The following is a 25,257-nucleotide window of genomic DNA, read 5'->3' on the forward strand; positions in this document are numbered from 1 at the left end:
AAAAAACTAATGATATAGCTAATTTAGCTTAAAGGGCTAATTATTTTCAATTAATTGATAATATTTTGAAATTTGTTCCATAAATACAATACTTTGTTCCCCACAAAGCTTGATTAAGGAGCGCTCTAAGCGAGCTAAATTCTGTTGTCGTTGACGCGGAGTCACGGTGATTTTTTTGGCCTTATCAAAATCAATGATATAAGCTTGCATTGGCTCACTACCACATAAAATATTATGGGCATTTAAATCTGCATGCCATACGCCTAAATCGTGCATTTGATGAATGCTTTTTGCCGTTGCTGCGGCGTAGGCGGCTGCCGTCTCTTCACTCAGCTTCTGCTGCAGATAGTGCTGACAAATCTCAGCCAGGCTTTGGCTATCCGCAATTAAACTGGTAATTAACGCCATTTCACAAAATAAACCCTGGCGCTGATAACATGCACCTAAGGCTTTGGGCACAGCGAGCCCTGCCTGCTGCAAATAAGTCAGTATGCTGAACTCCTGAAAGGCCCGACTTTGTTCAGGACCGGTAAAAAAATACTTTGATTGATTAAATTTACCAATCAAACCACCACGCCGATACTGTCTTAACACCGCTGGACCTACTGCGGTCGGGACATACCAAGCCGCATTACGACCGCCACTACCCACCTTTACAGCCTCGCGCTGATAATGTGATGGCTGAAATATCGCTGGGCTAAAGCAAGCTTCTAAACTATGTCCACGACTGAGTATCGCAGCTTGCCACTCTGGATGAATTAACACTCCCCAATTCTTAGCTTGGACCGTTGCTGTGATTGCCATAGACCATTATCCTAAACATTTGAATTTGCTTTGCATTGTCAACGACTTCATCATTTTATCGCTGCAGGCACTTATTTAAATAGCAGTAATAAAAAGGTCAGCAACAACACCAGCACAAAGAGCCTTTTTAAAAAGACTTCCGATAAATGCATCGCTAATCGGATCGCCTGTCGCACCATCAATACCCCACCAATAGCGAGCGGAATTCCAATAGACCAATCGGTATTACCATGCCAAGCATAGGTAATAAGTGCCATGGTCACGCCTGGCAAGACCAACGTTAAACCAATACCTTGGGCGACTACCTGTCGATAACCGTAAATTAAGGTTAAGACAGGCACGGCGATTAAGGAACCACCCACACCGAAAAAGCCTCCTATCAAACCGGCAGCCAAGCCTAACACCAGAAAGCCCACCGTACCCATTGCTCTATGCGGTGGGCGTGGCTTAGTTAAATCGACATTCTTACGAGGTAAAGTTTGCCATAAATATAAGCAAGCTAATAATAAGAGCAAAAAAGCAAAGCAGCGTCTTAACAATACGGGATCGATGTGTTGAGCCCAAGTTGATGAAAGATTGGTAAAAACAATATTCACCAGAATCGCCAGGCTCACACCCTTAAAATCAATTTTATGATGCTTGTTATAACCGTACACTGCGAGCAAAACATTGCCCACAATCATCACCAGACCGGTGCCTTGAGCTAATTGCTGTGGCATATCAAAGACAATGGCTAACATTGGTATCGCCACAATACCACCGCCAATGCCGACTAAGGCACCTACAAAGCCAATGATCGCTCCGAGCGCCACAAACATGGCAAAATTTAAAACCAGTTCCAAAGCGCTACTCTCTTCTTAAATAGTCAAAAATATCAACAAGACGAGAAACTGGCCAAATAGTCAGTCCCGGCAGTGGCTGCTTCGGTGCATTATGCTTAGGGATCATGGCAATTTCAAAGCCTAATTTTGCGGCCTCTTTAAGGCGCTCCTGGCCACGGGTGGCGGGTCGAATTTCACCAGCTAAACCTACCTCACCAAAAGCAAAAAAGCCCTTGGGCAGTGGTTTATCACGCAAAGAAGAAATTAACGCCAAAATCACCGGCAAGTCGGAAGCGGTTTCACTGATACGGACCCCGCCCACGGCATTAATAAACACATCCTGATTAAAGGTGGGGATACCGCCATGCCGATGTAAGACCGCCAATAGCATAGCTAAACGTCCCCCATCCAAGCCTAGACTAAGACGTCGAGGATTAGGTACATGCGCAGTATCGGCCAAGGCCTGAATCTCCACCAATAAGGGACGTGTACCCTCTTGTGTCGCCATCACACACGAACCTGCAATATCACTAGAATGCTGGGATAAGAAAATCGCCGAGGGATTATTAATACCTCGTAAGCCCTTATCCGTCATGGCAAAAACGCCTAATTCATTGACCGCGCCAAAACGGTTTTTAAAAGCACGAATCAAGCGATGCGAAGAATGACTATCGCCCTCAAAATATAACACCGTGTCAACAATATGCTCCAGCACACGCGGTCCAGCCAGACTGCCATCCTTGGTCACATGACCAATCATCACTAAGGCTATATCGTTTTGCTTTGCTAAACGCGTTAGTTGCGCAGCACATTCACGCACCTGTGAGACTGAACCGGGGGCTGCGGTCAGTTCCGAAGAAAACATGGTCTGAATTGAGTCAATCACAACCACTTTAGGACTTACCTCGGCCACCGCGCGTTGAATTGCTTCCAGTTGAATTTCCGCTAATAACTGTACTGACTCGGTATTTAATTCCAAGCGCTTGGCACGTAAGGCGACCTGCTGATCCGATTCCTCACCTGTAACATACAATACATTTTGGCTAAAGGATAAACTAGTTAATACTTGAAGTAACAGAGTCGATTTACCGATCCCTGGATCGCCACCAATGAGCACCACCGAACCAGCCACTAAGCCACCACCCAAAACACGGTCAAACTCAGTCAAGCCGGTACTCATACGCGGCGTATCCTGCATCTGTACATCAGCCAAACGACGCACCGTGCTGCTAGCTGCCAAATGCTCAAAACGATTAGCCACAGCGGCTTTGCTAAGGGGCTGTTCACGCGTTTCCTCTAAGGTATTCCACTCTCGACAATGGGGACATTGCCCTTGCCATCTCAGCGTGGTACCACCACAGGATTGACAACTGTAGATTGTTCTTGCTTTTGCCATTGACTTACTAAATTATTTCCTTGGGTACGCGTAAATTTAAATGACAGAGCGTCTCATATGAACCCATCCGCGCACATTCCGTCACCCGATCAATGGTAGGACCACCCTCACCCCAAAGGGTGACCCAATCGCCAAGCTTAGCGCTTGGCACCGGATTTAAATTAATGCTCATCATATCCATCGACACCCGTCCAGCTAGGGTCGTTTCAATGCCATTTACCACGACTGGCGTTGAGGCATCAGCCCAGCGCGGATAACCGTCGGCATAACCACATGCCACAATCGCAATACGGGTAGGCTCCTGAGCGGTAAAACGACTACCATAACCCACCGTCTCGCCTGCACGCACCTGCTGAATGGCAATAATCTGTGCCTTTAAGGTCATGGCGGGTTTTAAATTAAAATCGATAGCAGCCTCATGTTCGGCATTGCCCATAGGTGAGGCACCATATAAACAAAGGCCCGGACGAATAATATTGCGATAGCCTTCTAATAATAAATCATCGGCATAGCGTAAGCTGGCAGCTGAATTACATACACTTAAGGACTCAATCCGGAACTGCCTTAACTGCGCCTGTTGTAGCGCCTGCCGCATACGTGCCCAAGCATCATCCACGGAGTCACGATCAAAGGCATCAGCATCGGCAAAATGCATCATCATGATGACCTCTGAGACTTTAGCCTGTGACTGCAGCTGCGCCAATTGTGTCAACACCGACGACAACAGCTCTGGTCTGAAACCCAAGCGATTCATACCGGTATTCACTTTAAGCATCACCTTGAGTGCGGCACCGGCAGGCAATGAGCGCAACTCATCTAACTGCTCCTGACAATGAATGGCGGTGATGCTGCGAGTATGTTGTAAAAGCTCCAAATCTGCTTTTTCAAAAAATCCCTCAAGTAAGACTAGCTCCTTGTGCCAGCCTAATTCTCGCAGCCTTGCTAACATCTCGGTTTCGATCACTGCGATGCCGTCGGCTGCGGCAAAGCCCTGCACCGCAGCTTCAATGCCATGACCATAGCCATTCGCCTTAGCGACGGCAAATGTTTTAGTGCGCTCAAAGCGTGCCGCACCCACCTGCTGCGCAATATGCTGCTGTACCGTGCGCAAATTATGCGCCATATTAGAAGTAGAAATGGTTGCTAAAATTGGACGAGGCAAGTCAACACCCTCAAGAAAGTCTTAAAAAATTTAAGCTTAACGCATCACAAATTAAGCATAGGCTTTATTGTACGCCTTTTAATTTTTAGTGCAGCAGTAATTCCCCTAAAAAGTCATTAGCTAAACGAGCGATTGCGCGCTAAAAAACGCTTATCTCGCCAAGTCTTGTTAAAATAGTCGCTGCTTGATTATTTATCTACACGCTTGCAATGACACCTCAAGAATATTGTGCCACTAAAACAAATCGTCCGGCCAGCAGCATTTATTATGCGCTGCTCACCACAACGGTGGAGCAACGCCCACATCTGATCGCCCTACTGGCCTTACATAAAGAGATTAATGAGGTACTGAGCGAGTGTAAGGAAGCCTCTGTGGCGCGAATTAAATTAGCGTGGTGGCATGCAGAGATAGAACGTGCTTTGGCGGGTCAAGCGAGTCACCCCATTAGCCATGCCCTATCAGCCGAAGGGGCACTGCTGGCACCATCGGGTTCTGATCAAAGTCGCTTACAGCAACACCATCAACTCCTATCAGCCATGATTAAAGCCACCGAGATGGATTTAGATCAGGGGCGCTACCTGGATTGGCCTAATCTAGAACAATATCTGCAACTAAATGCTGTCGCCTTAGCCAAATTACTTGCTTGGCAACTGCTTGGCAAGGACTACCAAGCAGCAAAACACGAGCAGCCAGTCACGTTAATCGCCAAAGGCATTGGCCTCAGCATGATCATTCGTGATGTGGGCCTACACAATATACAAGGTAGAATTTATATTCCCATGTCAGATCTGCGTCGCTTTAATGTGACCGCTCACCAAATTCAACAGCGACAGCCTGGGGATAATTTTAATGCCTTAATTGCCTTTGAAATTCAGCGTGCCAGGGATTTTTTTGAGGCCGCTAACCGTGAGCTTAAGCAACTGCCTAAAGCGGATGTGCGGCGCCTACGTCCCCTGATAACGTTGGCCACCATGCATAAGCAATTACTACAAAAAATTGCTAAAGAACCGAGCCTTATTTTTAATCATCGTCTAAGCCTAAGCCCACTACGTAAGGCGTGGATCGCTCAAAAGCACCACTTTAGCGCTAATACTATCTAAGCAGACAGCTAGCCTCTGCGCGGCCGTGACATACGAAATAAGGTATCCTCAGTGATTTCATAGTAATCGGCGGGTCCTCCGGCGCGCAGCACGCGACGCAAACGCTTGGCTTGAAATACACCCGCCTCATCAATCAGCTCATGCTCAATATGTACACGCACCACCTGAGCCATGACCACCCAAGTCGGCCGCAAAACCCCATCCAGATCCCGCAACTGCTCACAGGAGAGCACTTTACACTCCATGCTAATCGGGCTTTCCGCTACGCGCGGCGCCGCCACCACCTCACCAGTTAAGGGACTTAGCTTAGCAAAAGCAAACTCATCCACCGGTTCCTCAATACAACTTAGGTTCATTTGCTCAGCGAGTTCACGAGTCACTATATTCCATGTAAACTCGCCCGTTTCGTGTACATTGACAATGGTGTCTTTTTTTGAACCAACAGCTGAAAAAATCAAAACGGGTGGCTCATAACTAAACAAATTAAAAAAAGAAAAAGGGGCTAAATTTAAAATGCCGCTAGCACTACGCGTACCAACCCAGGCAATGGGTCGGGGACCCACTATTGCATTTAATGGATCATGGGCTAAACCATGGCCCTCGGCCGGTGTGTATGAGTGAAAACGCTGTGTCTTCATCAATGGATTCCCTCCCCCTCTGTGCCAACATCACGTTGATTTACTTTCTGCACGCCAATTAAAAAACTCGCTTAATCCGATAATCGCTAAAAAGAATAGCCAAAACAAATTCGGATAGTGCTCAGATAAACTTTTAAACTCCGGTGAAAGATGACGGATTAGCACCATATGATACAAAGCAAATAGCGCAAAACTCAACACTGCCGCAATGATGCGCTGCTTATAAAAGTAGCGGTAAGCAAATGCCGCAATTAAAGCCGGTGCAGCATACAGCATCGTCATGGTGATCATGCCAAAAACGGCAAAACCGAAACTGCCCATCAGGCTTAACTGCCCACCATCACCCGTTGCAAAACCATAAAAACGACTGAAGCTAAAGACAAAGCTTAGCAGTAACATCGCTTTAATCAGTTGCAAAAAATAAAATAAATAGCTTTGCTGCATTCGCCACCTCACATAAAACAAAGGGGTTTGCTAGCAAAGCTTACAGCAAACCCCCAATCCTAATCGCTCACACAATCACTACTTATCATCAGCTTGAATATGCGCTTGCAAATAAGCGCGTACCTGCGCTACATCATTATCCATCACGGTCAGATGCTGTGGCAACTCCATCAACTCGGACAAATGCTCAGGTAATGCCAGCTCCACCCCAATCGCTTCCTTAATCGTATCAGCAAATTTTAAGGGTAAGGCAGTTTCCAATACCAACATTGGCACGCCCTCATGCAGATTTTCCAGAGCAACCTTAACACCATCAGCCGTATGCGGATCAATGATAATGCCACTTTCTTCATACACCGCCTTAATCGTATTTAAGCGATCCTGATGATTGCTGGTGCCAGAGAGAAAACCGAACTCTGGCTCAAAACGATGCTTTTCCTCGGATAAATCAAAATAACCCTTATCAGCCAACTCATCCCATAGGGCTTTGACCTTGGCGCCATCCTGATGCATCAAGTCATACACAAAACGCTCGAAATTAGAAGCCTTGGAAATGTCCATCGAAGGGCTGGAGGTTTTATAAGTTTGCTCGGCACCACGTGGACGATAAATACCCGTACGGAAGAACTCCTCGAGTACATTATTTTCATTGGTCGCTAACACCAAACGCTTAATCGGCAAGCCCATTTGGCGGGCAATATGGCCTGCTAGAATATTACCAAAGTTACCCGTTGGTACCGTAATCGAAATACGCTGCGCACCGTCCTTGGTGGCTCTTAGCCAAGCCCAGAAGTAATACACCACTTGCGCCACAATGCGAGCAAAGTTAATCGAATTTACCGCACCGAGGTGATATTTTTCCTTGAAGGCTAGATCATTGGCCAAGGCCTTAACAATATCCTGACAGTCATCAAAAACCCCCTTAACCGAGAGATTATGAATATTCTGATCAGCCAGAGAAAACATCTGCGCCCGCTGAAAATCACTCATGCGCCCATAGGGTGAGAGCATAAAGACCTGCACCCCTTTTTTGCCACGTAAAGCGTACTCTGCTGCCGAACCCGTATCACCGGAAGTGGCACCAAGGATGTTTAAGCTCGTGTTGCGTTTAGCCAGCACATACTCAAAGATATTGCCAAGAAACTGCATGGCCATATCCTTAAACGCGAGCGTAGGTCCCTCTGACAAACCCACAAGGCTGATTTTGTCATTAATTTTTTTAAGGGGCACAATTTCTTCAGAGTTAAAATTAGCCGAGTTGTACGTCTTTTCACATAGTGCACGTATATCACTCTTAGGAATATCGCTAATAAATAGACTTAAAATCTCAGTGGCTAACTCTGCATAGCTAAGGCGCCGCCAAACTTCCAAGGTGGCGCTATCAATGCGTGGCAGAATCGAAGGCATACTAAGACCACCATCAGGCGCCAAGCCCTCTAATAAGATATCGCTAAACTCAGTCGGAGTTAAACCACCACGGGTTGAAACGTATTTCATTTCTCTAGTTGCTCCAAACGGATGCGGGTCACTTTAGAATGTACAAAAGGCAATTGCTCAATCAGGCCGATCGCTTTGTCAATATCGCCCTCTCGACTCTTATGCGTTAAGAAAATAATCGTGGCTTTGCCGTCATTTACCTGCTCTTGCACCATGGAGTCAATGGAAATATTATCCTCCGCTAAGACACGTGTAATCTCAGCCATCACACCCGCACGGTCATCGACTAAGAGACGTAAATAGTAGGAAGTCTCCACCTCATCAATGGATAAAATTGGATATTCCGCCAAGGCATCGGCTTGGAAAGCCAAATGAGGAACGCGATTTTCAGGATCCGTATGATGCATGCGCGTCACATCGACTAGGTCCGCCACCACCGCGGAAGCCGTCGGTTCAGAGCCTGCGCCAGGACCGTAGTAAAGCGTCTCGCCCACCGCATCACCACGCACTAAAACAGCGTTCATCGAACCTTCGACATTAGCAATTAACTCATTGCGCTTAACAAAGGCTGGATGCACTCGCAACTCAATCCCCTCTTTACGGTGCTTGGCCACAGCGAGCAACTTGATACGGTAGCCTAGATTCTGTGCATGTACAAAATCCTCTTGCGCTAAATGGCTAATTCCCTCAACATACACCTTATCGAATTGAATCTGGATACCAAAGGCAATCGCCGCCAGCAGCGCCAGTTTATGCGCAGCATCCACCCCCTCAATATCAAAGGTCGGATCGGCTTCGGCATAACCAAAGTCCTGTGCCTCCTGGAGGGCAGTCGCAAAATCTAAATTACGACGACGCATCTCCGACAGAATGAAGTTCGTGGTGCCATTAATAATGCCTGCAAGCCACTGTATGCGGTTAGCCGTCAAACCCTCACGAATGGATTTAATAATCGGAATACCACCCGCCACCGCCGCTTCAAAGGCTACCATCACACCCTTGGCGCTAGCTTTTTCAAAGATTTCATTGCCATGCAGTGCTAATAAGGCTTTATTGGCCGTAACCACATGCTTACCCTCGTCAATCGCCGCTAGAATCAGCTCACGTGCTAGGGTTGAACCACCAATTAATTCAACCACAATATCAATCTCAGGGTCACGCACCAAGGCCATCAAGTCATCATCTACCTGAACCTGACCTGGCACACCACTCACTTTAGAGGGATTGCGTGTGGCAATACGGACAATCTCAATGCGGCAACCGGCACGACGAGCAATCTCGTCGGCATTGCGGTTAAGCACTGTCCACGTGCCGCTACCAACGACGCCGAAACCTAGCAAACCTACCTTAATCGGTTTTAAATCATTCACTGAATGCACCATCCTTTTTAAACATATCTCTAATGCCTCTGACCGCTTGGCGAATACGCTGCTCATTTTCAATTAAGGCAAAGCGTACGTAGTTATCACCGTGCTCACCAAAACCGATACCCGGGGATACGGCCACCTTGGCTTCAGCTAATAGCTTTTTAGAAAACTCCAAGGAACCCAATGATTTATAGAAATCTGGGATCTCTGCCCAGATATACATGGATGCCTTAGGTATCTCAACCATCCAGCCAATCTCATGTAAGCCCTTGGCTAACACATCACGACGCTTTTGATAAATCGCCACCTGCTCGGCCACCGAATCCTGTGGGCCATCAAGTGCAGCAATCGCTGCCACCTGAATCGGCGTAAACATACCGTAGTCGTGATAGCTCTTGATGCGGGCTAGGGCATTAACCACCTCTTCATTACCCACCATAAAGCCTACACGCCAACCGGCCATATTATAACTTTTACTGAGGGTAAAAAACTCGACTGCCACCTCTTTTGCGCCTGCTACTTGCATAATAGAAGGCGCAACGTAGCCATCAAAATTCATATCGGCATAGGCTAAATCATGCACCACAATCATATTGTGCGTCTTGGCCAGCGCCACAATACGCTCAAAGAACTCCAGCTCCACGCACTGCGCCGTCGGATTACTAGGGAAGCCAATAATCAACATTTTAGGCTTAGGAATGCATTCACTTACTGCCTTTTCAATCTCGGCAAAAAAGTCACCGCCCGGAATCATCGGCACGGAGCGAACATTTGCCCCCGCAATCACCGCACCATAGATATGAATAGGATAACTAGGATTTGGTACTAAAACCGTATCGCCCTCGGCTAAGGTAGCCAACATCAAATGCGCCAAGCCCTCTTTGGAGCCGATGGTAACAATGGTTTCCGTCTCTGGGTTTAATTGCACTTGATAACGTCGCTCATACCAATCCGCAATGGATTTTCTCAGTCTTAAAATCCCCTTGGAGACGGAATAGCCATGCGTGTGTGGCTTTTGCGCTGACTCAATAAGCTTATCCACAATATGCTGTGGTGTCGGCCCATCCGGATTACCCATTGACAGATCGATAATATCCTCACCTCGCCGACGCGCCGCCATCTTAAGCTCGCCAGTGATATTAAATACATAAGGGGGTAAACGCTCGATACGCGGAAAAGATCTCATAGCTCCACCAGTGATCACTCATTTTAATAAAGTATTGACAAACTCTTTAATCTATCCTATCTGTGATAACTGAGCAATTCATTTGGCAAAAATATCAAATTTTCCGGCGCCAAGGTGTGGTATGGACGATTTAGATTCATTAACATGTCACAATTGAACTCTAAGATTGAAATAAAAAGGAGCCATAGTGGAACTTCAGCTGCAATCAAGAACCCCTGCTAATACCGTCACCGCCTATGGTGATGATTATATTGAAATTAATGAGCAGAAATTTCATCATGCTATTTTCTTCCGCCCTGAGGGCCCTATCAGTCAATGGCAGGTGACTAGCTTAAAGGATGTCACCACAGAAGCCTTGATTGAGGCCGCCGGCTTAATTAAAAAAGAGCAAGACCCCTTTGCTTTTTTAGATGACAATGGCAATCGCCCCCACTATGATAATGCGCCTGAACTCATCATCATCGGCACCGGTCAAAAGCAACGCTTTCTCTCGCCAGCGATTTTACAACCACTACTCGCCCAGGGAATCGGTGTTGAGTGCATGGATACCCGAGCCGCTGCACGCACCTACAATGTATTGATGAATGAAAATCGCATCGTGGTGGCAGCACTCTTATTAGATGGCTTAGATTAACCCTGCTTAAGCAAGCATTGCTATCTCAGCAGATAACTATGTAAGGAGATTAATACGATGAGCAACACCGTTGAACTCGATAAAAAGGTCAGCGACTTTAGTGCAGAAACCAATGAAGGCACGATTCATCTCAAGGACTTTGCCGGTAAGTACTTGGTGCTTTATTTTTACCCTAAAGACAATACACCAGGCTGCACCAATGAATCCAAAGATTTTCGTGATCATTACGACGCCTTTACAGCGCTTAATGCCGAGATCGTTGGCGTTTCTCGCGACTCGTTAAAATCGCACCAAAATTTTATTGATAAGCATAATTTGCCTTTTGAATTAATTGCGGACACTGAAGAAACGCTCTGCCAGCAATTTGATGTAATTAAAGAAAAAAATATGTTCGGCAAGATTGGACGCGGGATTGAACGCAGCACCTTCTTAATTAACCCTAAGGGCGTCTTAATTGCCGAATGGCGCAAGGTCAAAGTAGCTGGTCATGTGGCCGAGGTGCTACAAACCTTAAAAGCATCACAATAAGCTCGCGCTGAGTCCTGTGCCCTTTTATTATTAATTTTTTGGTAGATAAACTATGGCCCTTCCTAAACCACCCCTAAAACCTGCTACTCGTTTAGATATGAGTGATATTCCAACGCCCAAAGTTCGTCGTGCGACAAAAAAAGCAGCGAAGAAAGCGGCCCCTGTCGCCACAGAAACAACGGTCGATCAGGCTTTAATTAGGGAGGATCATAGCTCGATCACCAAAGCGGCCGAGATGGTTAAGGCCGATAGCGCCAGCAGTTCACACAAAAAAGCAAGTACGGAGGCAACAACGCCCGTCCCGACAAAAGTCGCCGTTAGAAAGGCCTCCCGCAGTGTCGCTCAAAAGCAAAGCAAAACAGCTACCAAGCAGAAAAGCGAGGGGCATAAGCTCTTTATTTTAGATACCAATGTGCTACTCCATGATCCGACCTGCTTATTCCGCTTTGAGGAACATGATATTTTCTTGCCGATGATGGCGCTAGAGGAGCTTGATCACAATAAAAAGGGCTTAACCGAGGTCGCCCGTAATGCCCGCCAAGTGAGCCGTACACTGGATTCCTTGGTTGCTGATCATGAAGATCTCAATCAAGGCATTCCACTCAATAGCCTTGGCAATAAGGAGGCCACTGGACAACTCTTTTTTGAAACGCAGAAGTTTGAGCAATTACATCAGCAAGAATTAGCCGCCGATAAGCCGGACAATATTATTCTGAATGTGGTGCAAAGTCTTAAACAAACTGAAACCCAACGTGAAGTGATTTTAGTTTCTAAAGACATCAATATGCGCCTCAAAGCCAAAGCACTGGGTCTGGCTTCCGAGGATTATCTAAACGATCATTCGCTTGAGGACTCAGACTTAGTCTATGACGGCGTATTACAACTACCAAATGATTTTTGGCAACGCCACGGCAAGGATATGGAGTCATGGATACAGGGCGGCACCACCTTTTATAAAATCAAAGGGCCGCTATGTGCTGAGTTTTTGGTCAATCAATTTGTGTATCTGGAGGGTGATTCACCGCTTTATGCGCAGGTTAAGGAAGTTACTGGCAAAACCGCAGTCCTTGCCACGGTGCGCGACTATACTCACAAGAAAAACAATGTGTGGGGCGTGACAGCACGTAATCGCGAACAAAACTTCGCACTTAATCTCTTAATGAGTCCAGAGGTAGACTTTGTCTCCCTACTCGGTCAAGCCGGAACCGGTAAAACACTATTGGCCTTGGCGGCAGGGCTCACGCAAGTGTTAGAAACCAAGCGCTACACCGAAATCATTATGACCCGCGTAACGGTACCAGTGGGTGAGGATATCGGCTTTTTACCCGGTACCGAAGAGGAAAAAATGCAACCCTGGATGGGTGCCTTAGAGGATAATCTCGAATTCTTGCATTCTGGCAATAATAGTGAGAATCTCCAGGAGTGGGATCGCAGTGCCAGCAAGGAACTTATCCACTCGCATATCAAGGTACGTTCATTAAACTTTATGCGCGGACGCACCTTTTTAAATAAATTCGTGATCATTGATGAGGCCCAAAACCTCACCCCTAAACAAATGAAAACCCTCATCACCCGGGCCGGTCCAGGTACCAAAATTATTTGTTTGGGTAATATCGCACAGATTGATACACCCTACCTCACGGAGGGTAGCTCAGGTCTCACCTATGTGGTGGATCGCTTTAAGCACTGGCCACACTCAGGCCATGTGACCTTACAAAAGGGTGAGCGTTCAAGACTGGCGGATTACGCTTCGGATGTACTGTAAAAGCGAATCTAAGGCGCTAAGAAAATGCTAAGCTATAGGATCCTAATTAATAAGCAAATCCTAGCGCCATGAATTTTAACTTTAAACGCTTAGTCCCTGATCAGTTCACCGTCTTATTGACCCTCTTTGTGATTATTGCGACTATCTTACCCGCTCATGGGCAGGGTGAGATAGCCGTTGATTGGCTTAGCAAACTCGCCATTGGACTACTGTTTTTCTTGCATGGTGCCCGTCTCTCACGGCAAGCAATTTATCAAGGCATCATGCATTGGCGCATCCATATCGTGATTTTCTGCATCACCTTTGTGGTCTTTCCACTGATTGGCATCGTCCTGCGACCGCTGCTCGAACCCTTAATGACACCCACCCTCTACTTGGGCTTCTTATACCTCTGCATGCTGCCTGGCACAGTGCAATCGGCCATTGCCTTTACCTCCATGGCGCGCGGTAACTTGGCTGCTGCCATTTGTAATGCCTCTGCTTCTAGTATTGTGGGCATTTTTGTGACGCCCATGTTAGTAGCCTTGATCTTGACGGATTTTAGCGATCAGGTACCGAGCATTCACTTCATGTCGGTCGTTAAAATCATTTTCCAATTATTTGTGCCCTTTGCTATAGGTCACTTTTTGAGACCCTATTTAGGTGAGTTTTTACTGAGAAATAAGCGCTTAGTTAAAGTAGTCGATCAGGGTTCAATCTTATTGGTGGTATATGCTGCTTTCTCACACGCAGTCAATGAGGGCTTATGGCATCAAACACCGATTTCAGCGCTGATTGCAGTGTTGCTTGTGAGTGCCTTGATCTTAGCCTTAAGTTTGGGCGCCAGTCACTTGATCGGCAAAAGCTTAGGGTTTAATTTAGCCGACCGTATTACCATCCTATTTTGCGGTTCTAAAAAGAGTCTTGCCAGTGGATTGCCCATGGCACAAATTATTTTTGCCGGGATGCCGATTGGCGCCATTGTTTTACCATTGATGATATTTCACCAACTACAGTTGATGGTGTGTGCCGTGATTGCAAACCGACTGGGTAAACGACCACTCAGCCCAGAGGAGCAAATGAACGAGGCATAAGCTGCTTTTTTAAGTAACAAGGGGCCTTAGCGCCCCTTAATCAGTTAATAACAAGTCACACCCTATGCACCGGTGGCGGCCTGTATTTCTTTTAAAATCCTTAAGGGGATGCAGGTTTCAAGACGTACTCGCAGCTGTGTAATGAGCGCAGGGTCAAGCGAATCCTCAATGCCCTGCAACACATCCAGGGTTGAGTCAGCTGCCAGGTTTTGAATGGCCAGGTGCGCAATCTGACTATGCTTAGCAGCTACCTCGGCATCGTTAGCCGCATGTAATAAATGTAGGGTTTGAGCCAGTGAAAGCGGTTGCTCAGGTAAGCGAATAAAGCGCGCACCAAAACTGATCAAACGACCAGCGACTGGCTGCTCAAGCTTGGCCAATTCTAACACCAAGGCGCCTAAGGTACCCACGCCCACAATGGCTGTTGCCGCAGGCTCAACGCCATATTGACGCTGCTGCTCAGCAATAAACCTCAACCACTCTGGCTGTATATGCTCTAACCAAGCACCTTCTTCGGCTTCAGATAGCCCAGGTGGCAAGGCATCAGCGTCACTCAAGCTAATACTTAATAACACAGCCGATGGAAAGCGTGCCGATAACACCTTTAACACCCCATCAGCCGCCGCAATATCCTCTGCTTGGGCTGAACGTGTCAAAACCATAAATAATTGCGCTACATCCGTCTGCGCCTTAGGTATGTAGCTCTTCTGAATAATAAATGCTGCCATTCGCTTAAACTCAATTCCTACGTGATTCTATTTTTCTAGCATAAGCGTAATATAATCTAAAGGCATTCAAACAAAATTCAACCAATGATTTAGGATAAATAATGTCTCTAAGCTTAAAAGATCAAATTTCCAGCGCCACTAAAGATGCGATGCGAGCCCGTGATAGCGCACGCCTAGGTACTTTACGTTTATTACAGGCAGCCATCAAGCAACGTGAGGTGGATGAACGTATTGAGTTGACTGACGACGATATTATCAGCATTATCGATAAGCAGATTAAGCAGCGTCGCGAATCCATTCAGGCCTATGAAAAAGCAGGTCGTACCGATACAGCGGCCGCCGAGCAGGCAGAAATTGATGTATTAAGTGAGTTTATGCCAGCTCAAGCAGATGCCGCAGAAATCAATGCCTTAATTGATGAGGTTTTAGCTCAGTTACAGGCTGAGGGTGTGAGCGGGGGTGCTGCCATGGGTAAAGCCATGGCTCTGATTAAACCGAAGCTTGCCGGACGTGCCGATATGTCTGAGGTTTCTAAAAACCTTCGCCAAAAGCTAAACCCATAAGCATTTAAAATAAACTCAGCTGAGATTCTACTGCTTCCCTGCTTAGGAATTGGCTCATGCCAATTCCTGCTAAGCGATAGCGTTGTGCTTTCTCTTCGGGGCTTAACTGCTCTAATAAATGCAAGGCTTGCTGCAAAATTTCATCCGCTTGATGCAACACATGGGAAAGCGTGATGGAGCGGGTCATCACTCTGAAATCAGCGGTTTTTAGGCGTAGGGTCACGCAATAGCCAAACTGCCCCTTACGTTGTGCGACTGCTGCTACTTTTTCTGCAATTGGCGCCAGCGCTTCGGCAATCTCCGCCACCTGTAAATCACGCATAAAGGTATTTTCTGCGGATATTTGTTTTGGTTCACGCTGAGCCTTCACTGGACGACGATCAATGCCTTTAGCGAGTTGATACAAGCGATAGCCATAACTACCAAAATGATGCACTAATTCACCCAAGCTAAAAGCGCTCATATCCTCCACCGTATAAATTTTAAGACGATGCATTTTTGCTAGGGTCACCCGTCCCACCCCAGGAATTTTCTGCACCGGTAAGGGCAATAGGAATTCCATCATCCTTTGCGGTGAAACCACCTTGATCCCGTTCGGCTTATTCCAATCGGAAGCAATTTTTGCAATAAATTTATTTGGGGCCACACCTGCTGAAGCAGTTAAACCCGTTGTTTCAAAAATATCACGACGAATCAACTGCGCTATCTCCGTGGCAATGGGGATATTCAACTTATTCTCAGTCACATCCAAATACGCTTCATCCAGTGAAATGGGCTCAATTAAATCCGTATGCTGCCTGAAAATCGCATGAATTTGCTGAGACACGGCACGATACTTTGAAAAATCAGGACTAATGTAAATCGCTTGTGGACAGAGCTGCTTTGCCCGCGCCACCGACATAGCAGAATGCACGCCATACTGTCTAACCTCATAAGAAGCCGCACACACCACCGAACGCGCGCCATCCCAAGCCACTATCACCGGCTGCCCCCGAAGCTCCGGTCTATCGCGCAACTCAACGGACACATAAAATGCATCCATATCAATATGAATAATTTTGCGCATTACGTACAATAGACCTCGACAGTGAAATGGATTAAAAAATACACTACAATAAATGATTAACTACGTTGGAGCACAGCATATGGATAAAATCAAAAAACTACTGTTTATTTTAACAGCTTCAAGCTTTTTAGCGGCGTGTGCCCAACATCCCGCTTCTTACCAAGGACCTGCTGCGCCTAAACCCCAAGATTTACCGCCACCGACCAATCTCATGACTGAGTAGTGACTAGAGCACAGCGACTAGATTATGCAAGACTATTTAAGCACAACATTCCATCGTCATATCAGTGCCCACCAGGGCGACACGCTTGAGGATATCGGCCTAGAGTTACGAGCCAATGTTGAGGGCAGCCAGCTCTTTTTATGCTTTGTGATCGCTGCTACTGATTATGAGCTGATCACTCAGATACTGCCGGAGGAGCGATTTGAAATGGGCTCTGTACATGTGGCTGAGCTACATGAACTAAACGATCCCGAGGATGAGATCAGCAGCATACTGGATAATGCAAATGACGGGGATACGCTGGTGTTTTTCTGCGCCTCTAGCGAGATACTCGCAGCGGCCTTAGCGGCACTCGCCTACAACGAAGAGTCATCAGCATTTTAATCCAAAGCCACCTGATTAGCTGTCGCTGAGGCAATTTTAGCAGCGACGAGTACATACTGCCTTAACGCGACCAGCCCTTATACTCCATAATGTAGTTATAGGATGAGATAATCTGCTGCGTTTTTTCCTTGGCCATCTCAACTAAGCCCTCAGGTAAGTTTTGACCAGCCAATTTATCTGGATGATATTGATTAATTAAGCGACGATACACACGCTTTAATTCATCCTGCTGCACATCTTCCGTCACCCCTAAGGTTGCCAAGGCCTCTGCCAATTTTGATTTGGTCGCACGCCCCCAACCTTGGTCCTGTGATGAGCGACCCTGTGATTGCCCATGATCGCCATAGCCTGTATGAGCACGCTCTTGACCAAAGGCTGCGCCTTGTTCAAACTGCCCAATAAAATCATCAAACAGCTCCGGACGCGCCCCGGTTAAAGGGAATAAATCTCGAATAATGCTTTTTTCCGAAGCGATGATACGCCCATCCAAAATCGCCGCACTCAAACAAATATCAAAAAACATACGTTGGAAGTTTGGAAAAGCAATAAACTGCTTTTTTACCTCCAGCACCAGATCCGAGACGGAAAAACTTGAGCCCTTACCCTGATTAAAATACTTTCTGGCCTCACTCCGCAAAGCCTCAGGTAAGCGCAATTGGTTCATCACCCGATTGGCTAAATCAATATCCCTTTCGTGTACTACCCCTTTTGCCTTAGCAATACGTCCTAAACACAAAAACAAAGCAGCCACATAAAATGAAATTGGCGTAAATACCTCGTTTGGGAAAATAGCTGAACGTATATGACCCCGACCAAAATCATAGGAGGTAGCGCCTCGTGTGGACTGCTTACCCCATGTATTTTCACCCCAAGAGCGAGCACCTGCTGTTGACTCAGAGGCTTGCATACGATTTTTTAAGTAGCGCCAACCATAAGCTGCGCCAATAGCGGCTATTAGGCCGATAAAAAAGCTGTCATAGTTACTAGAAAAATAGACAAAAATGAGAAAATAAATAATAAATCGCATGGCAGAGAAGCGGCTCCAAAAGAAGTATGGGCTCTATTTTACCTAACTTTGAAAATATTAAGCCGCTGCCATGCCTTTTTTTGAGGCTTTTTAAGTAATCCTGCTTGCTGCATTAACTCTTTTAAGTGTAAAACAGGATAATCTCTTTTGAGCTCCTCAATAAACACCGAGGCATTATCCTCATCATAAATTAAATAAACCTGCTCTCTTGCTCTGGTCAAAGCAACATAAAATAAGCGCCGTTCCTCTGCATAAGGAAAGTCCTCAGGCGGAGGCAAATGGTACTCAACTAATGCATCGCTCTGCTTTGTCGAAGGAAAACCAAACTCCCCCTGATTCATCGCTAATAACACCACGTAATCCGCTTCATTGCCCTTGACCCCGTGCACCGTGCCCTGCAACAACGCCAACTTGGGGAATTGCCGCGACCACGCTTGCATGGTCTTGGCGGCGGGTAAAAAATGATGAAAACGTGATAACAATAACACCGTGGAGCGCTCTTGGGCACCCCCAGTTAAACGCCCCGCCGCATCCCGTTGAATCAACTCAAAAATCGTTGCTAGCAAAGCCCCCTCAGTCAGTTCCTTGGTGCAACATAAGACCAAGGGCTGCTGATGCCCTGCTTGCCCATATAAGGCCTTACGACTTTGGAGCGGATTCTGTAGCACAAAACGGCTGGACTCTCGACTTAAACACTCACCAAAGCGAAAGGTCTGACTTAGCGCATAGCGTTGCACCTGACCGAAATAATGCTCAAAGTCGGTGGTAAAGCGTAAGTTTGAGCCAGCAAAGCGGTAAATTGCTTGCCAATCATCACCCACGCAAAATAAGCGCAGCGAGGGCTTTTGCTCACGCATGGCTTGAATTAACGCAGCCCGCTCAGCCGAAATATCTTGAAACTCGTCAATCATCACCTCACTCCAAGGTACCTTAAAAGCCCCTGAGCGCACATAATCGCTCGCCAAGATAATCATTCTTTCATAATCAATCGTGCCAGTGTCAGCTAAATGAGCTTGATAACGCTGCCATAAGGGTGCCAATAAGGCATTTAATAAATGCCCATCAGCTAATGGACTTTGACTCAAATCTGGCCAACTCTGCTGATGCTTAAACAAAGGCAACCAACGACAGAGCTGCGCCACTAAGTGCTCATAATGATAAGCTGAACGACCCAGTCGTAATGACTTAGCTCGTGGCCTGCGTTGGTGCCTGGCAGGCTTTTTAAGAAGACTCAGTAGCCTTAGGCAATGCGCATAAAAATCTGCTAAGGACTCATCCACGAACAATTCAATTAGGGTGCTGCCTTGGGCTGCATGAAGCGTACTCACCCGCTGGCGATGGGCTAGCTGCAATGCACTAAGCGCCTGCTCCGCCACCTCATAGACCTCAAGATAAATACCCTCATTGACTAAATAAAAGCTCGGCCGATAGCATTGATACTTGGTCCAGTGATGGGGACGGGCATACAGTGGCTGATAAAAATAGTCGATATTTAATTGATAAAGCACATTGGCGCATATCCACTCACCGCGATGACGTGTGTATTCATCATTCAGCGTACGCAATGACTGAGCGGCAAGATTATCAAGACTGGATAGATTAAGCCACTTGTAATATGCCTTTAAATACGCTGAGTCCCTTGCACATAGCTCAAAAAAACCTTGACGAATAAAGTGTGACATCGCATCTGCCTCGCTTAGCTCAGTTAAGCGTGGCATACGCCCTGTGACCCTGGCTACGATTTGCAAGCCTAAACTGTGAAAGGTACTCACATCGACTGCCTCACTCACGCTGGGAAGCAACTGCTCAATGCGCTCCGCCATCTCTTGTGCGGCTTTTTTAGCAAAGGCTAACATCAAGACCCTTGCCTCATTAAAATAGCCAATGCTATGCAAATAGCCTAAGCGAGCAATTAAGGTACGTGTCTTGCCAGTACCTGCACCAGCCAACACCAGCGTAGCAGCAGCCTCACTGGTCGCAGCTACATACTGCTCCTCGCTCAGCTCGTGGAGCAGCTCAAGATGCGCACTCTCGCCCTGCTGCGCAGCGCTATCGGTGGCTACACTTTCTGTCATAGCATCAACTACCGCTCTTTGCCTCAACATGAGGAGTTTAGCTTATGCGCAGAGTAATATGCGAAGGCTGGCTAATTTTAGCCAGCCACAAAAAAGCCTGTTGATCATATCAACAGGCTCCGTGTGGCTATGGCTGCGACTTAGTTGCTTAAGACCTATTTAACCTGTCTAGATAAGTCCTCTACCGGCGCACCCTGTTGCTGCATAGGCGTAACGGCAGGCTCAACCACTGCAGGCGCAGCTACACCGCTCGCAGGCTCCGTTTTTTGTCCAACAACCTGACCATCGGGATTAACCACGGTGGTCGTGCTTTGCGCAGTCGCCGTACCCGCAGGTACTTCACGCACATTTAAATTTTGTTGAGCTGCTTGCTCAGCCGTCACAGGAATTGTGGTTTCCGTAATACGTAGCGTAGGCTCAACATACATATCTTGAGATTTGGCCCAAGCAGAGCGATTATCAGGACCCTCATCCTGAGCCACAGCCTGAGCCACAGCAACACCACTTAACATCAAGGCAGATAAAACTGGGAGTAATACTTTCTTCATCAGATAGCTCCTTAAAAGGATAAGAAAAGATAACAACAATTTATTGTATAGTTTATCTTAGCAGTGATTCAGCAACAGATTAGCAAGCAAATGTAACCTCTTCTTGCGAGTGCCATCAGCCCAATGGTAAAAAGGCTTATTCGGCGCTTTCAGCGTGTATCACTAGGATTTGAGCTAAACTATTGATAAAATCCAATTGTTTAGAAAAGAAGAGGCTCGGAGTTTTACTTATGAAATTAAAAAAATTACTCTTAATCGCGGTCCCTGTCATATTATCAGCCTGCGCCAGCAAAATCGATTTGAGCGATAATAACTCTTATGGTCTTCAATGCTCAGATAATGCGACCTCAGCACCGGACTGGGCCACCTGCCAAAGCAATGCAAATCGTGTATGCTCCCCACTACAAGCGACCAATATTCAGCAGCACGCACCGACCGGTTCTGGCTCAGTGGGTGATGCCTACTACATTAGCTTTAAGTGTCAATAGTCTGAGTTTGTTCTTTTAAAGCATCAGATGATTAAGGCGGTGCTTGCTTCATCAGCACCGCCTTTAATCTGTTGCCACAGGGTATCCCGCGCCATCATTCGACTAACTTATCTGGCGCTTGGTTGACTGCTTAACCAATCAATGATCTGCGTCTGAATTTGCTGATTCGCATCAGCAAAGGCTTCAATCACCGCTTCATCCGATGCCGCCGCTAAAGCTGCACGCGCAGTAAAACTGCGGGTATTCGTCGGCTCGTTCGGGTTTTTAAGATTAGTCAGATTGACATCCAAGCTAATCACGACGGTCGCCGGTTGCACGCTATGGTCTACCTGAAAATCTTGCAAATCACTACGCAATGCATAATCCCCTGAGGGCGTATCATCATTAATCACCGCTCGATAAATACCTGCACTGCGAAGGGCGCGAATTAAACTATCTCTAAAGACAATAGGCCCTAAATCCTCCCAACGAATACCGTCCATCACAGCCATATGATGTTCAGGCGTCACCGCTACAATACGCGAGGTATCTAAGTAGTTACGGCTATAAGGAATGGCCACACGCAATACCTTATTAAGCGTTGTTGATGATTGAACTGCCTGCGCCCGTTGCGGCAATTGATACACCGTGAGCTTCGGACTTTTAGGAATAATTGAACAAGCCGAGACTAAGGTCGCCAAGGCACCTAACAACATGATTCGACCTATTGATTGTTTTACCATGGTTTGTACTCCTTAAGCTGTTCGCCCTCTAGAATAAAGCGACCCGGACTTTCTGAAAAATCTCTTAATAAATTATTAAAGGTACTCATACCACGCTTAAACTCATTTAGAGCCGGGCCGACCTGCTCTAAACCCTCTAAGCTATTGGATAGTTTGCCTTGTGAGTTAATCACTAACTTTTTAATATTTTCCGAGGCTTGCTTCACAGAATCAATGGCTGTGGTCATTGACTCCATCGCCTTAGCACCCTGTTCATTTAATAGATGATTTACACTTGAATTAAACTCTTTAAATAAAGCCACTGCTTCATTAGCATTAGCCATGAGCTCATCTGCCTCACGAATTGCTGATTGCAGCGAATCCCCTTCTGCGGCAAGCGAACCCGTAAAACTCTCCACATTCGCCAAAATACCTGCAAAGTGATTGATATTATCATCACTTAATAACTTCTTGAAGCGAATCAAGCTTTCACTTAAGCTAGAAGCTAAACCCTCACCACTGGAAAAGAGCTTAGACAGCGGTGATGGTGTCGCATAGAGAATCGGACGATCATCACGATCACCCTCTAACAGCATGCCCTCAGGGCTACCGCCGGACATTGAAATCACCGACTGACCCGTCACCCCCACGAGCGATAACATCACCACCACATCGGAGCGTACCTTAACGTCCTCGTTTAATTTGACATAGGCATTCACCAGATTAGGATTAGCCTGTAGCTCCAGTCGTTCTACCTCGCCGATTTTAAGACCGCTATATTCAACGGCACTGCCGTTAGACAGACCGCTCACACTTTCATTGAACTGGATAATAAAATACTGCCACTTCTGAGAAGTGGTGATTTTACCTAAGATAGAAACCGCAGTCACAATACCCACGGTAATCAGTACGGTGAAAAAACCGATTAAAATATGCCTTGCTTTTGGCTCCATAGCTTACCTTTAAAAAAACTATTCTTCTTGCTGATGAGATGAGTAGGCGGCACGACCACGCGGGCCGTTAAAGTACTCCTGAATCCACTCATTATCAACTTTTTTTACTTCTTCAATGGGTGCAGAAATTAACACTTTCTTGTCTGAGAGTACGGCAATCTTATCGCATGCCGTATACAAAGTATCCATATCATGTGTCACTAAAAAGATGGTTAAACCAAGCGCATCTCTAAGTGTCATGATCAATTCATCAAAATTAGCGGCACTAATAGGATCTAAACCGGCCGTCGGCTCATCTAAAAACAAGATGGCCGGATCCAAGGCTAATGAGCGAGCCAAAGCCGCTCGTTTAATCATACCGCCCGATAACTCCGAGGGGTAGCGATCGGCAGCTACCGCTGATAGACCCACTAAAAAAATCTTCATCAAGGCCAAATCCTCAGCCTCAGGGCGTGACATACCTAACTGCTCAATTAAGGGAAAGGCAATATTTTCCTTGACCGTTAAGGAGGAGTAAAGGGCGCCTTGTTGAAACAGTACACCCATCTGTCGATCAACGCTATCACGCTCTTTATCCGAGAGCTCACTTAAGGTTTTACCAAAGACCGTGACCTCACCGGCAGCCGGTGTGATTAGGCCGACAATGGAGCGCAGCAACACTGATTTACCCGTACCGGATCCTCCCACCACGCCAAGAATATCGCCCTTGTAAACGTCTAAATCCAAGTTATCGTGAACCACATGTGAACCAAATTGATTGCGTAAACCGCGCACCCTAATGACGATCTCGGGCTCATCATTAGACTGCTTAGGGTCTGGCTTGGGTACTTGAGACTGCTGCATCACTACCACCCCATTTCCATAAAGAACATCGCCATTAAGGCATCAATCAAGATCACCAGGAAAATACACTTAACCACGCTATTGGTTGTTTGTCGACCTAAGGACTCAGCACTACCCCTAACCTTAAAGCCCTCTAAACAACCGGTGGTGGCAATCACTAAGGCAAAGATAGGGGCTTTGGACATACCCACTAAAAAATGCCTTAAACCGACTTTATCAACCAAAATCTCAACAAATAAGGTGGGTGAAATACCGAGCATAAAGATGGATACTGTCATCCCGCCTAAAATACCTGCACCAATCGCAATAAAGGTCAATAAAGGCAGACTCACCAATAAGGCAGTTACTCTCGGCAATACCAACACATGAATAGGATTCACCCCACTGACTTTGAGCGCATCAATTTCCTCGTGTAAGCGCATCGAACCGATATGTGCAGTAAAGGCACTAGCGGTCCGTCCGGCCATTAAAATGGCAGTTAAGAGCACGCCAAATTCACGCATAAAGGCAAAGCCAACCAAATGTACGGTAAAAATCGTCGCCCCAAACTGCTCCAACACGGTGGCGCCCAAAAAAGCCACCACCGCACCAATCAAATAATTCAATAGAAAAATAATCGGTACCGCTTGATAGCCACTGGCATCAATATGAGCGATGACCGAGGTCAAACGCCACTTATGAGGCTGTAAAAAGTTAAGGCACATACCCTCTAGCACCATGCCAAAAAAAGCGAACCAACGTACCGCCTCGTTCTTAGCATCAAGGGTGCGTCGACCCATACGATCTAACCATAAAGCAATGGCACTGTGCTGTTTGAGTTCGGGCTGGTGCTCGCCTGCCTCAGTGATACTTTGCTGAACCACCGCTAATAAAGCGCGAAATGCCGGCGCAAGTGAAGCATCATCCAACGCGCTTTCGATACGCTCTGCGCCTAAATACTTCACCAGTAAATAGGCACCATTGGTATCCAAGTGCTGCAGCTCGGAAAAATCGATGGTCTCAGCGCCGTCCAAGGCCTGACTCAGCTCCGACTTTAACTGCTTTAGCTCGCCGAAATTTGCCAATACCCATTCACCAGTAATTGACAAATGCCCTTGAGCGGTTTGCTTAAAATATGAAGAAACTGTATCCAATCCCTTATCGCCTTAATAATTTAATAGCTCATTTTATATTAAAACCCGTGCATTAAAAATGCTTTAAGCGGCGCATTACAAAATAGATGCCTATGCAGTCAATTGAGCTAAAGGGATGGGCGATGACTAACAATACCTAGATAATCGATTGCAAGCAGACGACATGCTAA

At 46.5% G+C, this 25,257-nt stretch carries 27 protein-coding genes; 9 read left to right on the forward strand and 18 right to left on the reverse strand.

Annotated features, from left to right (window positions below; genetic code table 11):
* Window positions 1-36: 36 nt before the first annotated feature.
* The 4 genes from A3GA_RS0104360 to alr all read right to left on the reverse strand — a co-directional run bounded on the left by A3GA_RS0104360 (window position 37) and on the right by alr (window position 4,183).
* Window positions 37-804 (reverse strand): 3-deoxy-D-manno-octulosonic acid kinase, encoded by a 768-nt coding sequence (locus tag A3GA_RS0104360; RefSeq protein WP_018026172.1) that lies wholly within the window; start codon window positions 802-804, stop codon window positions 37-39.
* A 71-nt stretch (window positions 805-875) separates the two neighbouring features.
* Window positions 876-1,646, reverse strand: coding sequence for a sulfite exporter TauE/SafE family protein (locus A3GA_RS0104365; protein ID WP_018026173.1), 771 nt, complete (start codon window positions 1,644-1,646; stop codon window positions 876-878).
* Window positions 1,647-1,650: 4 nt separating this feature from the next.
* Window positions 1,651-3,021 carry a DNA repair protein RadA gene (radA, locus tag A3GA_RS0104370; RefSeq protein WP_018026174.1) on the reverse strand — a complete coding sequence of 457 codons (1,371 nt, stop codon included), beginning with the start codon at window positions 3,019-3,021 and terminating at the stop codon, window positions 1,651-1,653.
* Window positions 3,022-3,028: 7 nt separating this feature from the next.
* The gene (gene alr, locus A3GA_RS0104375; protein ID WP_026156795.1) at window positions 3,029-4,183 is read right to left on the reverse strand and encodes an alanine racemase; all 1,155 of its coding nucleotides are present in this window, start codon (window positions 4,181-4,183) and stop codon (window positions 3,029-3,031) included.
* Between the two features lie 209 nt (window positions 4,184-4,392).
* On the opposite strand from alr, the gene A3GA_RS0104380 reads away from it, so the two are divergent.
* Window positions 4,393-5,283: a squalene/phytoene synthase family protein gene (locus tag A3GA_RS0104380; RefSeq protein WP_018026176.1), complete on the forward strand. Its 891-nt coding sequence runs from the start codon at window positions 4,393-4,395 to the stop codon at window positions 5,281-5,283.
* A gap of 8 nt (window positions 5,284-5,291) precedes the next feature.
* Here A3GA_RS0104380 and A3GA_RS0104385 read toward each other — a convergent pair whose 3' ends face one another.
* The 5 genes from A3GA_RS0104385 to alaC all read right to left on the reverse strand — a co-directional run bounded on the left by A3GA_RS0104385 (window position 5,292) and on the right by alaC (window position 10,355).
* On the reverse strand, window positions 5,292-5,921 hold the full coding sequence (locus A3GA_RS0104385) for a flavin reductase family protein (protein WP_018026177.1): 630 nt from the start codon (window positions 5,919-5,921) through the stop codon (window positions 5,292-5,294).
* Between the two features lie 30 nt (window positions 5,922-5,951).
* Window positions 5,952-6,365 (reverse strand): hypothetical protein, encoded by a 414-nt coding sequence (locus A3GA_RS0104390; protein WP_018026178.1) that lies wholly within the window; start codon window positions 6,363-6,365, stop codon window positions 5,952-5,954.
* 78 nt (window positions 6,366-6,443) lie between these two features.
* Window positions 6,444-7,862 carry a threonine synthase gene (gene thrC, locus A3GA_RS0104395; RefSeq protein ID WP_018026179.1) on the reverse strand — a complete coding sequence of 473 codons (1,419 nt, stop codon included), beginning with the start codon at window positions 7,860-7,862 and terminating at the stop codon, window positions 6,444-6,446.
* Window positions 7,859-9,184, reverse strand: a complete 1,326-nt coding sequence (locus A3GA_RS0104400; RefSeq protein WP_026156796.1) for a homoserine dehydrogenase — start codon at window positions 9,182-9,184, stop codon at window positions 7,859-7,861. The genes thrC and A3GA_RS0104400 overlap by 4 nt, the downstream gene beginning before the upstream one ends.
* On the reverse strand, window positions 9,165-10,355 hold the full coding sequence (alaC, locus tag A3GA_RS0104405) for an alanine transaminase (RefSeq protein ID WP_018026181.1): 1,191 nt from the start codon (window positions 10,353-10,355) through the stop codon (window positions 9,165-9,167). The genes A3GA_RS0104400 and alaC overlap by 20 nt, the downstream gene beginning before the upstream one ends.
* A gap of 187 nt (window positions 10,356-10,542) precedes the next feature.
* Between alaC and A3GA_RS0104410 the strand changes: the two genes are divergently transcribed.
* The 4 genes from A3GA_RS0104410 (at window position 10,543) to A3GA_RS0104425 (ending at window position 14,355) form a co-directional block, all read left to right on the forward strand.
* The gene (locus A3GA_RS0104410; RefSeq protein ID WP_018026182.1) at window positions 10,543-10,989 is read left to right on the forward strand and encodes an Mth938-like domain-containing protein; all 447 of its coding nucleotides are present in this window, start codon (window positions 10,543-10,545) and stop codon (window positions 10,987-10,989) included.
* Window positions 10,990-11,046: 57 nt separating this feature from the next.
* Window positions 11,047-11,517, forward strand: coding sequence for a peroxiredoxin (locus A3GA_RS0104415; RefSeq protein ID WP_018026183.1), 471 nt, complete (start codon window positions 11,047-11,049; stop codon window positions 11,515-11,517).
* A 52-nt stretch (window positions 11,518-11,569) separates the two neighbouring features.
* Complete coding sequence (locus tag A3GA_RS0104420) at window positions 11,570-13,282, forward strand: PhoH family protein (RefSeq protein ID WP_018026184.1); 1,713 nt, start codon at window positions 11,570-11,572, stop codon at window positions 13,280-13,282.
* 68 nt (window positions 13,283-13,350) lie between these two features.
* A complete protein-coding gene (locus A3GA_RS0104425; protein ID WP_018026185.1) occupies window positions 13,351-14,355 on the forward strand; it encodes a bile acid:sodium symporter family protein in 1,005 nt (334 codons plus the stop codon).
* Window positions 14,356-14,417: 62 nt separating this feature from the next.
* On the opposite strand, the gene A3GA_RS0104430 is transcribed toward A3GA_RS0104425, so the two are convergent.
* Window positions 14,418-15,083 carry an alpha/beta hydrolase family protein gene (locus A3GA_RS0104430; RefSeq protein WP_018026186.1) on the reverse strand — a complete coding sequence of 222 codons (666 nt, stop codon included), beginning with the start codon at window positions 15,081-15,083 and terminating at the stop codon, window positions 14,418-14,420.
* 101 nt (window positions 15,084-15,184) lie between these two features.
* On the opposite strand from A3GA_RS0104430, the gene A3GA_RS0104435 reads away from it, so the two are divergent.
* Entirely contained in the window at window positions 15,185-15,646 is a 462-nt protein-coding gene (locus A3GA_RS0104435; protein ID WP_018026187.1) for a GatB/YqeY domain-containing protein, read from the forward strand.
* A 4-nt stretch (window positions 15,647-15,650) separates the two neighbouring features.
* Here the strand turns inward: A3GA_RS0104435 and dinB are convergent, their stop codons facing one another.
* Window positions 15,651-16,712 carry a DNA polymerase IV gene (gene dinB / locus A3GA_RS0104440; RefSeq protein WP_018026188.1) on the reverse strand — a complete coding sequence of 354 codons (1,062 nt, stop codon included), beginning with the start codon at window positions 16,710-16,712 and terminating at the stop codon, window positions 15,651-15,653.
* A gap of 79 nt (window positions 16,713-16,791) precedes the next feature.
* On the opposite strand from dinB, the gene A3GA_RS12260 reads away from it, so the two are divergent.
* Together A3GA_RS12260 and A3GA_RS0104450 are read left to right on the forward strand one after the other, a co-directional pair.
* Window positions 16,792-16,935, forward strand: a complete 144-nt coding sequence (locus A3GA_RS12260) for a hypothetical protein (RefSeq protein WP_018026189.1) — start codon at window positions 16,792-16,794, stop codon at window positions 16,933-16,935.
* A 24-nt stretch (window positions 16,936-16,959) separates the two neighbouring features.
* The gene (locus A3GA_RS0104450) at window positions 16,960-17,319 is read left to right on the forward strand and encodes a hypothetical protein (RefSeq protein WP_018026190.1); all 360 of its coding nucleotides are present in this window, start codon (window positions 16,960-16,962) and stop codon (window positions 17,317-17,319) included.
* Window positions 17,320-17,380: 61 nt separating this feature from the next.
* Here the strand turns inward: A3GA_RS0104450 and djlA are convergent, their stop codons facing one another.
* The 3 genes from djlA to A3GA_RS0104465 form a co-directional block, all read right to left on the reverse strand.
* Window positions 17,381-18,346: a co-chaperone DjlA gene (gene djlA / locus A3GA_RS0104455; protein ID WP_018026191.1), complete on the reverse strand. Its 966-nt coding sequence runs from the start codon at window positions 18,344-18,346 to the stop codon at window positions 17,381-17,383.
* 38 nt (window positions 18,347-18,384) lie between these two features.
* The gene (locus tag A3GA_RS0104460) at window positions 18,385-20,421 is read right to left on the reverse strand and encodes a UvrD-helicase domain-containing protein (protein WP_018026192.1); all 2,037 of its coding nucleotides are present in this window, start codon (window positions 20,419-20,421) and stop codon (window positions 18,385-18,387) included.
* Window positions 20,422-20,576: 155 nt separating this feature from the next.
* The gene (locus tag A3GA_RS0104465; protein ID WP_018026193.1) at window positions 20,577-20,969 is read right to left on the reverse strand and encodes a hypothetical protein; all 393 of its coding nucleotides are present in this window, start codon (window positions 20,967-20,969) and stop codon (window positions 20,577-20,579) included.
* 230 nt (window positions 20,970-21,199) lie between these two features.
* Between A3GA_RS0104465 and A3GA_RS11305 the strand changes: the two genes are divergently transcribed.
* A complete protein-coding gene (locus A3GA_RS11305; RefSeq protein WP_018026194.1) occupies window positions 21,200-21,457 on the forward strand; it encodes a hypothetical protein in 258 nt (85 codons plus the stop codon).
* A gap of 107 nt (window positions 21,458-21,564) precedes the next feature.
* Here the strand turns inward: A3GA_RS11305 and A3GA_RS0104475 are convergent, their stop codons facing one another.
* Genes A3GA_RS0104475 through A3GA_RS0104490 form a run of 4 tightly spaced genes read right to left on the reverse strand, consistent with a single transcriptional unit; the run spans window position 21,565 to window position 25,087 of the window.
* Window positions 21,565-22,179 (reverse strand): ABC-type transport auxiliary lipoprotein family protein, encoded by a 615-nt coding sequence (locus A3GA_RS0104475; RefSeq protein WP_018026195.1) that lies wholly within the window; start codon window positions 22,177-22,179, stop codon window positions 21,565-21,567.
* Window positions 22,173-23,111 carry an MlaD family protein gene (locus A3GA_RS0104480; protein ID WP_018026196.1) on the reverse strand — a complete coding sequence of 313 codons (939 nt, stop codon included), beginning with the start codon at window positions 23,109-23,111 and terminating at the stop codon, window positions 22,173-22,175. Before A3GA_RS0104480 ends, A3GA_RS0104475 begins: the two co-directional genes overlap by 7 nt.
* Window positions 23,112-23,129: 18 nt before the next feature.
* On the reverse strand, window positions 23,130-23,954 hold the full coding sequence (locus tag A3GA_RS0104485) for an ABC transporter ATP-binding protein (protein ID WP_036558315.1): 825 nt from the start codon (window positions 23,952-23,954) through the stop codon (window positions 23,130-23,132).
* Window positions 23,955-23,956: 2 nt separating this feature from the next.
* Window positions 23,957-25,087 (reverse strand): MlaE family ABC transporter permease, encoded by a 1,131-nt coding sequence (locus tag A3GA_RS0104490; RefSeq protein ID WP_018026198.1) that lies wholly within the window; start codon window positions 25,085-25,087, stop codon window positions 23,957-23,959.
* Window positions 25,088-25,257: the final 170 nt, after the last annotated feature.

It is taken from the genome of Oligella urethralis DSM 7531 (assembly GCF_000372065.1).
GTDB lineage: Bacteria > Pseudomonadota > Gammaproteobacteria > Burkholderiales > Burkholderiaceae_B > Oligella > Oligella urethralis.

Excerpts from the sequence above, each read along its gene's own strand:
- A3GA_RS0104360 (WP_018026172.1), bottom strand. The coding sequence starts at position 804 with ATGGCAATCACAGCAACGGTCCAAGCTAAGAATTGGGGAGTGTTAATT.
- radA (WP_018026174.1), bottom strand. The coding sequence starts at position 3,021 with ATGGCAAAAGCAAGAACAATCTACAGTTGTCAATCCTGTGGTGGTACC.
- A3GA_RS0104380 (WP_018026176.1), top strand. The coding sequence starts at position 4,393 with ATGACACCTCAAGAATATTGTGCCACTAAAACAAATCGTCCGGCCAGC.
- A3GA_RS0104385 (WP_018026177.1), bottom strand. The coding sequence starts at position 5,921 with ATGAAGACACAGCGTTTTCACTCATACACACCGGCCGAGGGCCATGGT.
- A3GA_RS0104390 (WP_018026178.1), bottom strand. The coding sequence starts at position 6,365 with ATGCAGCAAAGCTATTTATTTTATTTTTTGCAACTGATTAAAGCGATG.
- thrC (WP_018026179.1), bottom strand. The coding sequence starts at position 7,862 with ATGAAATACGTTTCAACCCGTGGTGGTTTAACTCCGACTGAGTTTAGC.
- A3GA_RS0104400 (WP_026156796.1), bottom strand. The coding sequence starts at position 9,184 with ATGGTGCATTCAGTGAATGATTTAAAACCGATTAAGGTAGGTTTGCTA.
- alaC (WP_018026181.1), bottom strand. The coding sequence starts at position 10,355 with ATGAGATCTTTTCCGCGTATCGAGCGTTTACCCCCTTATGTATTTAAT.
- A3GA_RS0104415 (WP_018026183.1), top strand. The coding sequence starts at position 11,047 with ATGAGCAACACCGTTGAACTCGATAAAAAGGTCAGCGACTTTAGTGCA.
- A3GA_RS0104420 (WP_018026184.1), top strand. The coding sequence starts at position 11,570 with ATGGCCCTTCCTAAACCACCCCTAAAACCTGCTACTCGTTTAGATATG.
- A3GA_RS0104425 (WP_018026185.1), top strand. The coding sequence starts at position 13,351 with ATGAATTTTAACTTTAAACGCTTAGTCCCTGATCAGTTCACCGTCTTA.
- A3GA_RS0104430 (WP_018026186.1), bottom strand. The coding sequence starts at position 15,083 with ATGGCAGCATTTATTATTCAGAAGAGCTACATACCTAAGGCGCAGACG.
- A3GA_RS0104435 (WP_018026187.1), top strand. The coding sequence starts at position 15,185 with ATGTCTCTAAGCTTAAAAGATCAAATTTCCAGCGCCACTAAAGATGCG.
- dinB (WP_018026188.1), bottom strand. The coding sequence starts at position 16,712 with ATGCGCAAAATTATTCATATTGATATGGATGCATTTTATGTGTCCGTT.
- A3GA_RS12260 (WP_018026189.1), top strand. The coding sequence starts at position 16,792 with ATGGATAAAATCAAAAAACTACTGTTTATTTTAACAGCTTCAAGCTTT.
- A3GA_RS0104450 (WP_018026190.1), top strand. The coding sequence starts at position 16,960 with ATGCAAGACTATTTAAGCACAACATTCCATCGTCATATCAGTGCCCAC.
- djlA (WP_018026191.1), bottom strand. The coding sequence starts at position 18,346 with ATGCGATTTATTATTTATTTTCTCATTTTTGTCTATTTTTCTAGTAAC.
- A3GA_RS0104460 (WP_018026192.1), bottom strand. The coding sequence starts at position 20,421 with ATGACAGAAAGTGTAGCCACCGATAGCGCTGCGCAGCAGGGCGAGAGT.
- A3GA_RS0104465 (WP_018026193.1), bottom strand. The coding sequence starts at position 20,969 with ATGAAGAAAGTATTACTCCCAGTTTTATCTGCCTTGATGTTAAGTGGT.
- A3GA_RS11305 (WP_018026194.1), top strand. The coding sequence starts at position 21,200 with ATGAAATTAAAAAAATTACTCTTAATCGCGGTCCCTGTCATATTATCA.
- A3GA_RS0104475 (WP_018026195.1), bottom strand. The coding sequence starts at position 22,179 with ATGGTAAAACAATCAATAGGTCGAATCATGTTGTTAGGTGCCTTGGCG.
- A3GA_RS0104480 (WP_018026196.1), bottom strand. The coding sequence starts at position 23,111 with ATGGAGCCAAAAGCAAGGCATATTTTAATCGGTTTTTTCACCGTACTG.
- A3GA_RS0104485 (WP_036558315.1), bottom strand. The coding sequence starts at position 23,954 with ATGCAGCAGTCTCAAGTACCCAAGCCAGACCCTAAGCAGTCTAATGAT.